The sequence below is a fragment of the Pseudocolwellia sp. AS88 genome, from assembly GCF_030551755.1.
Lineage (GTDB): Bacteria > Pseudomonadota > Gammaproteobacteria > Enterobacterales > Alteromonadaceae > Pseudocolwellia.
This window is the reverse complement of sequence record NZ_JAUPEC010000005.1, coordinates 89,716-103,762: the sequence shown is the minus strand read 5'-3', so window position 1 is coordinate 103,762 and position 14,047 is coordinate 89,716. Positions and strand designations below refer to the sequence as shown.

The window sequence follows — 14,047 nt, the reverse complement described above, 5'->3', positions numbered from 1 at the left end:
AATATCTGGTTAGGAGTAGCTATGAGGTGCTATTTTATCTGAAAATGGCGACGTATTTTTCTTAATAAAAACAGTGCCCATGGCCATAAAATAATGGTTGTAATTACGGGATATAAATAACTTGGTAGAAAAACAACATCTGTTAGAAATCGTTGTATCCAAAATACCAATAAATGATATAAAGCGGCAACTACACCTACAATTATAGACTGTTGCCAGATAGAAAAGTTTCTAATTTTCTGAAAATTCTCAGCAATAATAAATACACTAATAGCGAGTGCAGCTGCATGTACGCCCAATATCGAACCTAAAAGAACATCTAAAATAAAACCTAACACCCAAGCAGTAATAACGTTAACACGTGAAGGCAGAGCTAAACACCAATATATTAACACCACCAACACCCAATCAGGTCTAAAAGCATCCACACTCAATGGCATAGGAATAATACTAGCAATTAATGCCAATAATAGTGTCAGTAAAATAATAATACCGTTATGAGCTAGCATTATTGGTTCGCCTTTTTTGTATCTGTACTTTGTTGTTCAAGCGCTTCAGCGTCTTTATCTTTGAGCTCTACTTCAGCTACATTACTTTGTTTTGCTGATACATTATCTTCATCAGTCCAAAGTAATAGTAAGTAACGCAAACGATCTATTTCCGCAACAGGTTTGCTATATAGCTGAGCAAAGGCGCGTGTTTCATCTTGATTAATCTTTATAATCGTTGAAACTGGATAGCCTTCAGGATATTTCCCGCCTAAACCTGAAGTTACTAATACATCTCCTGTTCTTACATCAGTACTATGAGGCACAAAGTTATGTATTAAAGTATCTATATGTCCGGTGCCATTAGCGATCATTCGTATTCCGTTGCGACTAACTCTTACTGGCACAGCGTGAGTTACATCGGTAATTAAAATAACTCGGCTACTTATGGTACCTACATTTTGAATTTGCCCAACGATACCTTTTTCATCCACAACAGGTTGCCCTTCGTAAACGCCATCGTTGGCGCCACGGTTTATAACAACTTGATGAGTATAAGGATCACTATCTACCGCGATAACTTCTGCAACCATTTTTCTTGTTTCTTTTCGAACAGGTGAAGCAAGTAAAGAACGCAATCGGGTATTCTCTTTCTCAAGCATTGACAGTTGCATTAACTGTTCACGGAGAAGTAATTCATCTACTTTATAACGTTGGTTTTGTTCTATCAGATCTTGACGAGAAGTCAGGTTCTCAGCAGTCCAAGTCATCATACGCTTAGGAGCTGTGGCTAAGTATTGAAGAGGACTAACAAGTGACTGTAAATAGCCCCGTGTGGTTTCAAAACTACTAATGTAGTGATCAAAAAATATCAGGAATATAGAAAGGATCAGCACCAACAAAAGTCGGTGCCGAGCAGAAGGGCCATGTTTAAATATTGGGCTCATAAATATAGCTTTATCATTGCTGAATACTTGAGGCTAAGATCATGTTATTCGTAAGAGAATAAATCGCCGCCATGCATATCAACCATTTCTAAGGCTTTTCCGCCGCCACGTGCAACACACGTTAATGGATCATCAGCAACTACAACAGGAATACCGGTTTCTTCCATTAATAAACGGTCTAAATCTTTTAATAAAGCACCGCCACCTGTTAATACCATACCTCTTTCTGAGATGTCTGATGCTAATTCTGGAGGTGATTGTTCTAAAGCAACCATAATAGCACTAACAATACCCGTTAGTGGTTCTTGAAGTGCTTCTAGAATTTCATTGCTGTTTAACGTAAAACTACGTGGAACACCTTCAGCAAGGTTACGTCCTCTTACTTCAATTTCTACTAACTCTTCGCCAGGATAAGCTGAACCAATTTCATGCTTAATACGCTCAGCTGTGGCTTCACCAATTAGGCTACCAAAGTTACGACGTACATAGTTGATAATAGCTTCATCAAACTTATCGCCGCCAATGCGTACTGATGATGAATACACAACACCATTAAGTGAAATAATACCAACTTCTGTTGTACCACCACCTATATCAACAACCATAGAGCCTGTAGCTTCTGAAACAGGCATACCTGCGCCAATTGCCGCTGCCATTGGTTCATCTATAAGGTAAACTTCACGTGCGCCTGCGCCTTCTGCTGACTCTTTAATTGCTCTTCGCTCTACCTGTGTAGAACCACAAGGAACACATACTAAAACTCTTGGGCTTGGGCGTAAGAAGTTATTGCTGTGAATTTGCTTTATAAAGTACTGAAGCATTTTTTCAGTAACAAAAAAGTTAGCAATAACGCCATCTTTCATTGGACGTATAGCTTCAATGTTGCCAGGTGTTCTTCCTAGCATTTGCTTAGCAGCCGAACCTACAGCTGCAACACTCTTTGATCCGCCTGATTTGTCTTGTCTAATTGCTACAACCGAAGGTTCGTTTAATACGATACCTTGATCCTTAACATATATCAGCGTGTTAGCTGTTCCCAAATCGATTGATAAGTCATTAGAAAACATGCCGCGTAATTTTTTAAACATACGGTGAAAATGTCCTTTACAAGTTGCATAAGAAAATACTCATGCTGTTATCCACGTTTGAAATATTAAAAAACGCAAATAAATAGAATTTAAATTTAAGTTGCTAATCATAACCCAGTATCAATCGGATGTGTGCTACCTTTTTTCAAAAAGACAGAAATATTTCATTTTTTATAATATTTTAAAGACATCGACACATGTTGGACTGTAATTTTACATTCTCCATAGGCTGAATAAGCAATAACCGGAGGATTAAAATTCAGAAATGAATTTAAATAGAAGTGTAAAACCTAAAATTTGTTACATAATTTGTAGTAAGGCAACAGGAGCGATGTCGATTAATATTAATTGATTGTTTTAGCCTGAACTTCTATGGTTCTAGATGTAACTTCACCATTTATATCGCACTGTCCAACACTTGTAATAGTGTAATAAGAAGTCGTTACTTCATGACTTATTGAGGTGCATTGCAAAATAGCTGAACAGCCATTCAGCCCATCAATACTTGTAAATGATACATTCCTCGAACTACTGTCACACACACTAGAGTTAGTATTTGATGCATCAATTAATGGAAAAACACGCTGCATTTCAATCTGAATGCCTGATTGAGCAGCATTATAGGCACGTGTTCCCAACACCTCATAAGTATAAGCGTCTTCATTGCTTTCCATTATTTCAATCAATGCAGCCCCTAATAAAGACATAACCACTAAAATAAAAATACCAAGAACTAAGGAACTTCCGGTTTGGACCTTTATCATCTTTTGCTGAAACGATAACAAGCTAAGTTTGCTTTTTGAGTTAAGGCGCATTAGGAATATGTACCTCATTATTGAAAACAACAGATTCACCATTTCTGCTGAAAATCAATTTAATTAATGCCATTGAGTTTCTAGATTGAGTTGCCTCAGATATTCTGAATGGATATTCGCCTGAAGCTGTATCAAACAGTAAGTCAGTCGCCATTAATACACCGTTATTATTAAAGAAAGTGGCAGGATTCGCTTCATCTAAAGGATTGTTACCTACAAAGCGTTTCAGCTCTGTCCTTCTCACACAATAACTCACTTTATTATCAATAAAATACAAACGCCTTGTAGGAGAGTCAGCTTCAAATAAAACATTATTACTAAAGTTGATATCCCATTGTTTACTATTACCTACAGCTTGAGATTCATCTAAAGTGGCATTTTCTAATAACCAAGTTTTATTGCTACTTGTATCATAGATATCAGCACTTTTAATTGGGTAGACTACAACTCTTACATCACTAGTGCCGACTAACACCAATCCATTTAAATTAAATTCGATAACAGACAGCGTGTTATTTTCTAATTCATTGGCGTCTACCGTTGGAATATCTAAATAGTGAGCAGCACTTAAAATTGGAGTGTATTGAATACATTGAATTTCTGAAGAATCAAAGCCTGTAGTTGGATTACTCACAACGCTGTTAGGTAAAGCAGAACGTAATTCTCGGTTTAACCTTTCCATTGCAAACCTTGCAGTGGCAACAATTTCAGAGCGGTTTTTTACATCGACAAACATCTCAGAGCCTATTTTTAAAAAGCCGCTGATACCTACGGATAATATGCCTAACAAAACAATAACAGTAACTAGCTCAATTAATGTGAAGCCAGTACTTTTTGATAAGTGATTCATTAAAAATTAGCCTTATAACTTGAAAAGGTAATTTCAACACCTTCAGCTGTTTTTACAGTGAGTGTGATTAATTTGGCAATGCTATAAACATTATCTGTAACGCCATCATAATCACCATCATTGATGACATTTATATTTACTGTGAAGCCTTTGTAAAGATCAGCGAGATCGTTATCAGAGTTACTGCTCAAAGAATCTTCAACAAGAGAGTTATTACGATAATAATTATAATCATCTACATCATCAAATAAACTTCTGTTACTACCTTCTTCGCTATCAGTTTCATCGCCAGATATGATCGTACATGCTTGATCAATATTTCCATCTTTATCTGCATCCTCTCCACAACGAAGCATTCCACCCATCATATCTGAATTATCATCAAACGCTTTACCCATGATTTCACTCATTATGGATTGACCTAATTCAGCCGCTCTGATTTGATGTATTTGGGTAGCACCTTGTGTCGCTGTAGGCAATATCATTTGGAAAAGCACAGTGAAAGAAAGTGATAACACCACAATGCCAATAACCAGTTCAATAAGGGTGAAACCTGATGCTTTTTTATTGCGCATGAATAAAACCTTCCGACTCTATTACCACACTTAAGTTGTCGTTAGCGACAAGTTGAATCTGACAAGGGTTATTACAGGAACTTGGCTTCCCCATAGAGTCAAAAGTAAATGACATTGCAGGAGAAAATGAAAGGCTGTGAGCATTATCTATTTCAACAGTTGGAACATCTAAGTTACCAGTATTAATATTACAACTAGAACTGACCGTTACTTTATTTGAAGTAACAACAACAGTATGGCAACCATCACCATAATTATTAACATAGTTTTCTGTTTGCTGCATAGCACGTAGCTGAATATTTCTCAGTGTTGCAACAAGCTCAGCTTGATAAGCGTACTCTTCAAATCCACCAGAGTTAAACATTTTAGGCGCAACTGAAACGGCAAGAATTCCCATAAGTACAATAACAAGTACCAACTCTATAATGGTAAAACCTTTAGTGGTCTGTTTCTTGAGACCTACAAAAGTTTTACAATTTAATTGAGAATGTAGAGAAATGTTATTTGGTTTACTCATGAATACTGCACATAAATAATTGTCTTAAATAATTAATATAAGAATAGTACATAAATTAGTATCTTGAATCCAAGAAATATCAGCTAGTAATTTATGAAACGCCATATCAATCTAAAAAAATGAATAAAAAAAAAGAGAGCCTATGCTCTCTTTTTATATAAAACTTATAAACTATTAACAACCATCAGTTACGGCCAAAATAGCAGGTCGTGTATTTGAACTTGCACTTTCTGTATAAGAAACATAACATCCTGCCGTTACTGCAGCTGCAGCATCAGCAACTGCTGTAGGACCTGGGTAAAAAACAATACGTCCATCAGTGCCTGTCGTGCCATCAACCGCAGATAAAAAGTCATTAGCACTAATATCTAAGATATCACCCCAAGCAGCCACTGTGCTTGCTGGCCAACCATTAACTATAGCTATTGTTGTTGAATCATCAATAGCGACTGTTGCTTCTGCTGTAGCTCCTTTCACTAAAACTTTAGCATGCACCATAGTTGTTGCACTTTCTACAGAACCTCTAACCGCTTTAATAGTTGAAGCTTGAGCATCACCCGTTAAATCGATAAATTTAGGTGCTGCTGTTGCAGCTAAAATACCTAAAATAACGATGACAACAACTAACTCAATGAGTGTAAAACCTTGCTGAGTTTTTAGAGGAGATTGATTTATTATTTTCATAAAAGTACCTACAGTTAAAAAGTGATTATTATGTTTTTTATTACGATTAAATATTTATATAAACAACAACTTCACTTGTTGCTGGTTTATACGTAAAGCTATTACCTACTTCAGTTATTGTTCCTGATGGTTCAACAAATTCTCCTGAAGCATTTTTATTTAATGTCTCTTTTAGGAAGTAATGGCATAAAGCATCAGCACCACTCCCTGAATTTGTTACATAATAGTCAGTTGAGTTGACATCATTTAACGTTGTAATAGATGATGTAGCTCTTGGTGGTTGTTGCAATATGCTATTGATTATATCTAAGCAATTGGCATCACTGAAACCCGTCACTAATGTTTCACCACTATTAATTCCAGATACTGAACTTACAATGTAACCAGCTCGAATACCAGAAGTTGTATTTTGAGTAGTTAAAAGAACAAAGGTACCATCATAATCAACAACATTTCGATCTGATGTATCTGTCGGTCGAGCTTCAGCTTCCCATTGCGCTCTTGCAAGAGAAACTGCGGTAGCAAAACCACCAGCCATACCCTCGATATTAGCTTGTTTAGCTTGATCTGTTAAATCAAGAAACCTAGGGATAGCAGTTGCCGCTAAGAAACCTAAAATAGCAACCACAATCACTAATTCTATTAGTGTAAAACCAGATTGTTTTTTCATCATAACACCATAACTTTTATCATTAAATTAATTGTAACAACGATTTACTTACAATACTACGTTACCCTATAGGGTAAGTATATTTGTTTCAATATATAATTTTCACGGCTCATAATTTCGAGATAATGTACCGCTAACTTTGCCATTTTGTGAGTTATATTGAAAATATTCACCCAAGGGTAATTCAAATTGGCAAATTCTACCTGTATCCATATTATGCTTTTTAACTTCTACAGCGGCTATGGGCATTTTCATGAGTACCATAGGCTCCATGATCACTATGTCCCAGATTTTTGCGCAAGCAAGAGCATCATCCGTTGTATCTATCCAGCCTTTACTATTTACTTTTATAGGCTGAACTTTATTATCAAAAACCGCTTTAACAATATTAGGTTGCTTATCCATAAACCATTGCGCGTGAACTGCTGTTACTTTACCTGCAAAGCTTTGAGTTACTTTATTAAACCCTACTTGTTTTAGTTGATCTTCTTGTTTAAAGAAATAATGAATAAAGCTCATCATTAATATAGCTAACAAAACAACAATTATCACGATTTCGGCTAATGTTCTTTGTTTTTTATTGGAAGCTTTATGTTTATACATAGCTACTCTTTAATTATAAAAGCTGTATTCATCATTATTTACCTTGGAATGCTGACATCATATCCCACATTGGTGTAAATATACCTAAAGCGAGTATAAGTACCATTCCTGCAACAATCATTATCATAATAGGCTCAATCTTCGCAGTTAAATTACCTAGTTCGTAATCTACTTCACGTTCGTAGTATTCACCTACTTCTTCAAGTAGTTCATCTACGCGCCCTGTTTCTTCACCAACTGCTATCATTTGTAATACAAGTGACGTAAACAAACTACTTGAGACTGCAGATCTCAAAAGGCTTTCACCACTTTCAATTGACTTACGCATGGTTAATATTTTTTCTTTCATATAACTGTTATCAACAGCATCTGATACTAAATTCAGCCCTGATGTCATGGGCACACCCGCACGTAATACAATAGCAAAACTATGAGAAAACCTTGATAAAATTGAACGTTCTATAATACTACCGACTATAGGTAAATTAACTTTTCGTTTATCCCACCAATATCTACCTTTATCTGTTTTCACGTAATGACGAACCCCAAAAAAAGCAAATACACAGCCAATTAATAAGTGAGGCCAATAATTGAGAAAGAAGTCTGAACTGGCGATCAATATCTTAGTCGCCACAGGTAAGTCTGCGCCTAATTTGGTAAACATGTTCGCGAATGTGGGTACCACAAAAATATTCAGAATGACCATAGCCATAACAATTGCTATAAGTACAAATGATGGATAACGTAAGGCACTTTTAATTCTTTTACGGGTTTCTTGCTCACGATCAAAATAGCTGGCTAATTTCGCAAAAGCATCGTCTAACTTACCTGTATTTTCACCTACATGTACAAGAGAAATAAATAACGGAGGGAAAATTTTAGGATGTTGATTCATTGCTGTAGAAAGTGTGTAACCACCTTCAAGCTGATCTGAAACAGTAATCAGCGCAGCTTTAAGTTTTTCAGAGGTAGTTGAATCAGCCATACCATTAATAGCACGTAATATAGGAACACCCGATCGCATTAAGGCGTACATTTGACGACAAAATATTATCAGATCATCGAGGGAAACCAAGTCAAACCCAAGCAGTTCATTAATATCTATTTGACCTAAACTAGTTTGTTTCCCTCCATCTTTAGATTCTTCAATAGAAATAGGTATAATTTGTTGGCGAGAAAGTTGTTCTGCTGCCGCAGCTGAGCTTTTAGCTTCTAACTTTCCTTTAATTTGAGAACCTTTAGTATCTCGGCCAATATAACTATACGCTGCCATATTATTTCTTATCCTGTCACATCTACGGTTTCAACTAAACGCAGAACTTCTTCTACACTTGTGATCCCTTGAGTTGCATAATCAAAGGCGGCGATAGCCAATGGCGTAAAGGTTGGATTAGCTTTAGCTAGCTTTGCGAAACCTTCAGAGTCATCTTTTTTAAGTGCCGTCATCATAGGTTCATTCATTTCAAGTAGCTCAAACACACCAATTCGACCTCTGTAGCCTGTGTACTGGCAACTCTGACAACCTTTACCATGTTTAAACTGATGGGATGTCGCATTCTCGCCCACTAAATTAGTTAACCAGAGTTTTTCCTGACTGTTAGGCTCATAATCGATTGCACAGCTATCACATACTTTTCGTACAAGTCGTTGAGCAATAACCGCTCTTAATGAACTACCAACTAAGAATCCAGCAGCCCCCATATCAATTAATCTTAAGGCACTGGTTATAGCGTCGTTAGTATGAAGTGTAGATAAAACTAAATGCCCCGTTAATGCTCCTCTTAAGCCTATCTCAACAGTTTCTTTGTCTCGCATCTCACCAATCATAATAATGTCGGGATCTTGTCGTAATGCGGTTCTTAATACAGCGGAGAACGTTAAGTCTATTTTACTGTTAATTTGAACTTGGTTAACACGAGGTAGTCGATACTCAACGGGATCTTCAACGGTAATAATTTTTTTACTTGATTGATTTAATTCACTCAAGGCTGCATAAAGAGTGGTTGTTTTACCACTACCTGTTGGCCCAGTAACTAACACCATGCCATGCGGTCGGCTAATTTGATGACGTATACGTGCAATTAAATCTGCAGGCATACCCGTTTCATCAAAAGTCAGCAGTCCTGCCGTTTGATCAAGCAAACGCATTACAACTGATTCGCCATGCTGAACTGGCATTGTTGACATACGAACATCAACATTATGACCACTTATTTGTAAGTTAAAACGACCATCTTGCGGTAAACGTTTTTCTGAGATATCTAAGCCAGCCATTAATTTCAAACGTAACACCATGGCTGATGCTATTTTATTTTCTTTTAAAATATTTTCTTGGAGAACACCATCGATACGTTGGCGAATACGTAATTGATTTTCATCAGGCTCAATATGAATATCTGAAGCACGCATTTGGATCGCATCTTCAAATACCGATTGTAACAACTTGCCTACCGTAGCATCGCCACCTTCATCACCAAAAGATGTGGTTAGATTAAAATCTGCTGTTTGATCGTACTCTTCTTCTAACTGACTTGCGAAGGATTCTATATCTGCAGTTTTTCGGTATAAACCATCAAAAGCTTCAAAAAGCTGTGATTCCATTACAACCGCTAACTCTAAACGTTTTGGCGCAAGCATCTGCTCAAGTTGGTCTAAACCACCTAAGTCAGCAGGATCACTCATACCTATGAGTACAGAGTCGCCTAAATCTTCGATAATTAATGCACGTAAACGTCTAGCGTGTACTTCTGGTAATAATGATGCAACCTCTGAAGGAATACGTCTTTGGCTAATATCAAGGAATGGAACCCCAAGTTGCTGAGCCAAAAATTCTAGTAATTGTTTTTCGCCGATATAACCTAACTCAATCAGCGTATCACCTAGTTTTCTACCTGTAGATTTTTGACTATTTAGTGCTTGCATTAACTGTTCATTAGTCACGATATGTTCATGTACTAATAAATCACCCAAGCGCATTTTTAATTTAGGTGCCGCCATTATTATTCTCCTAACTCTGACATTCTTTGTCTAATAAATTGCGCAGAATTACTAGATAAATTCTGGGTAGACAAAGCCATTTTATATGCTGTTTTTGCTTTTTCAAATTGACTATCGCGATCAAGTGCAACAGCTAACCCCATCCACCATTTACCTTGATGAGGCTCTAAGTTTACAAGCTGACGATAAGCTAAGATGCTGCTGTCTGAGTTGCCAACCAATTGTGCTGTATTGGCTAATAGTACTTGATACTCGACATGTTGAGCAGTTGCAAAACCATTAAGTACATAAAGCGCTTCTTTATTATTGTTTTGATTTAATAAAATACGAGCTTTCATTAACCTAAAATCAATATCATCAGGGTATATATCCATCCCTTGTGATAGTAAATTTAAAGCTGGGCGATAAAGTTTACGACCAAACCATAAAGCAGACAGTTGTTTTCGTGCATCTTTATGCTCAGGCTGAATGAGTAAGACCTCTTCAAACAGTTTTTCAGCCTTAGTCACTTCGTTATCTGTAATTGCTCGCTCAGCTTTTTGTAACTTGTTTTGCACAACACGCTCTGCAGATAAATGACTACGAGAAATACTTAAAGAAGCTTGTTTCTCTTTTGGCACAGACATTTCGTTGAGTAACGTTTTTTGATCTTCTTGAGCATTAATATTATCGTTTAACGGTGTAATAACAATCTTTTCTTGTTTTACTACGGCTTTAACCTGTTGTGTTTGATTTCCCACAGCGTGAACTTGGTGAGCATTTTCACCTTGTTGTGTAGTTATTGATTTAACTTTATTAAGAGGCTGATTTTCAACAACATGATCAACAGTTTTATTGTCAGTATGCGTTATTACAGATCTTTTTTCTTGTTCTTGAATTAATGGTGATTCTGTTTTTACACTTTCAATTATAGTGTTTTGTTTTTCTTGACTGGAAAGCTTCTCATGATCAGCAATTATTTGTGAACTGTTATAAACGGATTGTTTTAAATCCTGGTTTTCAGAATACAAACTCCAAGCATAAATCCCACCTATATTTATCAAAACGATTAACAATATAATTAGCGCAATCTGAACTTTAGACAAACCAACAGGTTGTTTTTGCGATGCAGCAACATTTGGATTATTGCCTTGAGGATCGTTACGTTCCTCTAGCTCTTTTAGCATTTGGTTAATAACACTCACGCTTGATATCTCCAAAATATATAAGCGCTAACAACACCAACCATCAGTAATAAACTAGTGGAAATCCATCTTAGATTAATGCTTGGTAAAGCGGTATCTTCTGTATCATCAATGGCTGCTTTTAAATGTTTTGTATTAATTTGATAATGTCCTTGCCCATAAGTTAGCATTAACATTTTATGGCATAAAATATTCACTAACCGAGGAATGCCTTGTGTTGCCTTGGCTATTTTTTTACAAAGGTTTGTATTAAATAATGTTGCACCTTTGTACCCAGCGATTTTCAAACGATGCTCAATATAACGCTGAACTTCAATACTTGTCATAGCTCTAAGCTTATAAGCAAAAGTAATTCTTTGACGGAGTTGCCTAAAGTTTGTCTGACTCAAACGTTCATCTAATTCGGGCTGCGCAAATAAAACCACTTGTAAAAGCTTTCTTGTTTCCGTTTCTAAATTAGTAAAAAGTCTTAATGCTTCTAAACTTTCCTCTGGTAAAGCTTGAGCTTCATCCAATATAAGAACAACTGATCGCCCTTCTTTATGTAGTTCAATAACTTTCTGTTGGATACGCTGCGTAAGCAGTTGAACTGACATACGTTGTGCTTGTTTTACACCTAATTCAAGGGCAACAGCTCGCCTTAGTTCGTCCGGCTTCAAATAAGGATCAGGAATATAAGCCGTAACAAAGTGATCTGGAATTTCGTTAAGTAGTTTCCGGCATAATAAGGTTTTCCCTGTCCCTACTTCGCCAATCACTTTAATGAAACCTTCGCCTGTTTTTAGTGCGGTAAGTAGTACAGCTAAGGCCTCATTATGAGGCTCTAAGCCTAAAAAAAAGTTAGTATTTGGTGTCAGCGTGAAAGGTAACTCGCGTAAACCAAAGTGGTACAAATACATAGGTTTTACTGTTCGCTATTTGTGTTTTCAACTTCTTCAGGGAACCATTGTTTTAACAATGCTCTAGCGTCCTGTAATTGTGTTTTCCATGTATCTTGATCAACCACTATCGGTTTAAGCATAATAATTAGCTCTTTCTTTTGGGTTGTTTCACTCTTACTTTTAAATAACTCGCCTAAAAATGGAATATCGCCTAATAATGGAGTTTTAGATTCTAAATCTTCTTTGCGGGTTTCAATTAAACCACCAATAACAACAATTTCACCTGACTTAGCACGAATAATTGTGTCAGATTCGCGCACACTACTTTGTGCTAAAGGTAATGAGTATTCATCATCACCAATACGAATAGTTTTAGTTTGTTCATCCGTAAGTGTTACTGACGGGTGAACATGTAAAATAACTTCACCATTTTTGTCGATTTGAGGAGTAACATCTAATGCTATACCTGAAAAGAATGGTGTTAATTGAATTTCAGGAGTTGTGGTAGTCGCAGTACCTGTTGTTGTAGTTGATGATATTTCAGTAACAAAATACTCATCTTCACCTACTTTAATAACCGCTTTTTGATTGTTCGTTGCTGTAATGCGAGGACTTGATAAAACTTGCACATTACCTTGAGTAGACAATAGCTCTATAACGCCAGAAAAGTCTGCATTAGTAAAACTTAATCCGCTTATACCACCTAAGGTTGCAGATATCGCGTTGCCAACAACATTTCCTGTGGTTTGAAAGGTAAGATCGGTAGAACCTGCATGGCCTAATACTTGATCCCATTTAACCCCTTGTTGATAATCATCGTTAAGGGTTACTTCCATGATTTTTGCTTCAATAATAACTTGTCTGCGTAAGTGCTCTTGCGAATCACTTAAAAACTTCTTCACCGCAGCCAACTCGCTAGGCAAGGCTCGCACAGTAACTAAACCTGCTTGCGGAGAAACAATGACTGAACGTCCTTGACTATCAGATGAGTTCTCACTTGTAACACCAATTAAAGAAGCCAAATTCTCTTTTAATTCTTCCCAATAATTAGATTCATTACTTGTATAAATATTGGTGCCACTACCACCATTACTACTTTGTCCGTTTTGACCATTATTATTTTGATTATTAGAACTATTACTACTGTTACTTGAATTACTGTTGTTAGAGGAGCCGCTAGAGTTAGGATCGTTTTCTGAAACACCACCTGAATTTACATTAGTACTTGAAGTACCACTACGAGAAACAAATAAGTAATCTAATGGCATTGTCTCTGTGCGCATACCAGCAGCATATACTTGAATAATATTGCCTTGGCGACGAATATCAAACCCATAAAGTTCTTCTATAACATCAAGTGCTTCTTGAACGGTAACTTCTTTTAAATTTAAGGTGATAGTACCTTCTACATCAGGATGTACAGCTATGCTATATGACGAATCATCAACTAAAGCAGCAAAAAAATCTCTTGCTTGCACTTCGCTTGCAGCAATTTCTAAACGCTTTTCAGCCAGTAAACCATTTTTTGCCGTTTGCATACTTTGTTGCATCAATTCTTGTTGAACTGAACTAGGTAACTGAGTTAATGGTTTAGGTGCTTTACGCTGAGTCGACTCTTGAATTGCTTTATCTAATTCATTATTGATCTCTGTTGGTGCATCAGGAACGGTTTGACAGCCAAATGCCGTTAAAGATAAAAGGGAAATTAAACACTTATTTAAACTCAATTTTGACAATTTCATATGATT

Annotated in this window: 15 protein-coding genes; all 15 read right to left on the bottom strand. The window is 36.5% G+C overall.

Annotation, left to right across the window (positions count from 1 at the left end; all coding sequences use genetic code 11):
* Positions 1–29: 29 nt before the first annotated feature.
* On the bottom strand, positions 30–509 hold the full coding sequence (mreD, locus tag Q5N69_RS05445; protein WP_304367848.1) for a rod shape-determining protein MreD: 480 nt from the start codon (positions 507–509) through the stop codon (positions 30–32).
* The gene (gene mreC, locus Q5N69_RS05440) at positions 509–1,435 is read right to left on the bottom strand and encodes a rod shape-determining protein MreC (RefSeq protein WP_304367847.1); all 927 of its coding nucleotides are present in this window, start codon (positions 1,433–1,435) and stop codon (positions 509–511) included. Before mreC ends, mreD begins: the two co-directional genes overlap by 1 nt.
* Before the next feature lie 44 nt (positions 1,436–1,479).
* Complete coding sequence (locus Q5N69_RS05435) at positions 1,480–2,523, bottom strand: rod shape-determining protein (protein ID WP_304367846.1); 1,044 nt, start codon at positions 2,521–2,523, stop codon at positions 1,480–1,482.
* A 344-nt stretch (positions 2,524–2,867) separates the two neighbouring features.
* Positions 2,868–3,338, bottom strand: coding sequence for a hypothetical protein (locus Q5N69_RS05430; RefSeq protein WP_304367845.1), 471 nt, complete (start codon positions 3,336–3,338; stop codon positions 2,868–2,870).
* Positions 3,328–4,188, bottom strand: coding sequence for a PilW family protein (locus Q5N69_RS05425; RefSeq protein ID WP_304367844.1), 861 nt, complete (start codon positions 4,186–4,188; stop codon positions 3,328–3,330). Before Q5N69_RS05425 ends, Q5N69_RS05430 begins: the two co-directional genes overlap by 11 nt.
* Entirely contained in the window at positions 4,188–4,763 is a 576-nt protein-coding gene (locus Q5N69_RS05420; RefSeq protein ID WP_304367843.1) for a prepilin-type N-terminal cleavage/methylation domain-containing protein, read from the bottom strand. Before Q5N69_RS05420 ends, Q5N69_RS05425 begins: the two co-directional genes overlap by 1 nt.
* Complete coding sequence (locus Q5N69_RS05415) at positions 4,753–5,280, bottom strand: type II secretion system protein (protein ID WP_304367842.1); 528 nt, start codon at positions 5,278–5,280, stop codon at positions 4,753–4,755. The genes Q5N69_RS05420 and Q5N69_RS05415 overlap by 11 nt, the downstream gene beginning before the upstream one ends.
* Positions 5,281–5,454: 174 nt before the next feature.
* The gene (locus tag Q5N69_RS05410; RefSeq protein ID WP_304367841.1) at positions 5,455–5,964 is read right to left on the bottom strand and encodes a type II secretion system protein; all 510 of its coding nucleotides are present in this window, start codon (positions 5,962–5,964) and stop codon (positions 5,455–5,457) included.
* Positions 5,965–6,010: 46 nt separating this feature from the next.
* Entirely contained in the window at positions 6,011–6,634 is a 624-nt protein-coding gene (locus Q5N69_RS05405; protein ID WP_304367840.1) for a type II secretion system protein, read from the bottom strand.
* Positions 6,635–6,736: 102 nt separating this feature from the next.
* Positions 6,737–7,237, bottom strand: coding sequence for a hypothetical protein (locus Q5N69_RS05400; protein WP_304367839.1), 501 nt, complete (start codon positions 7,235–7,237; stop codon positions 6,737–6,739).
* A 34-nt stretch (positions 7,238–7,271) separates the two neighbouring features.
* Positions 7,272–8,510: a type II secretion system F family protein gene (locus Q5N69_RS05395; protein ID WP_304367838.1), complete on the bottom strand. Its 1,239-nt coding sequence runs from the start codon at positions 8,508–8,510 to the stop codon at positions 7,272–7,274.
* Between the two features lie 8 nt (positions 8,511–8,518).
* Positions 8,519–10,234: a GspE/PulE family protein gene (locus Q5N69_RS05390; protein WP_304367837.1), complete on the bottom strand. Its 1,716-nt coding sequence runs from the start codon at positions 10,232–10,234 to the stop codon at positions 8,519–8,521.
* 2 nt (positions 10,235–10,236) lie between these two features.
* Positions 10,237–11,418, bottom strand: a complete 1,182-nt coding sequence (locus Q5N69_RS05385) for a lipopolysaccharide assembly protein LapB (protein ID WP_304367836.1) — start codon at positions 11,416–11,418, stop codon at positions 10,237–10,239.
* Entirely contained in the window at positions 11,415–12,317 is a 903-nt protein-coding gene (locus Q5N69_RS05380; RefSeq protein ID WP_304367835.1) for an ExeA family protein, read from the bottom strand. Before Q5N69_RS05380 ends, Q5N69_RS05385 begins: the two co-directional genes overlap by 4 nt.
* Before the next feature lie 5 nt (positions 12,318–12,322).
* Positions 12,323–14,041, bottom strand: coding sequence for a pilus (MSHA type) biogenesis protein MshL (gene mshL / locus Q5N69_RS05375; protein WP_304367834.1), 1,719 nt, complete (start codon positions 14,039–14,041; stop codon positions 12,323–12,325).
* Between the last annotated feature and the right edge of the window lie 6 nt (positions 14,042–14,047).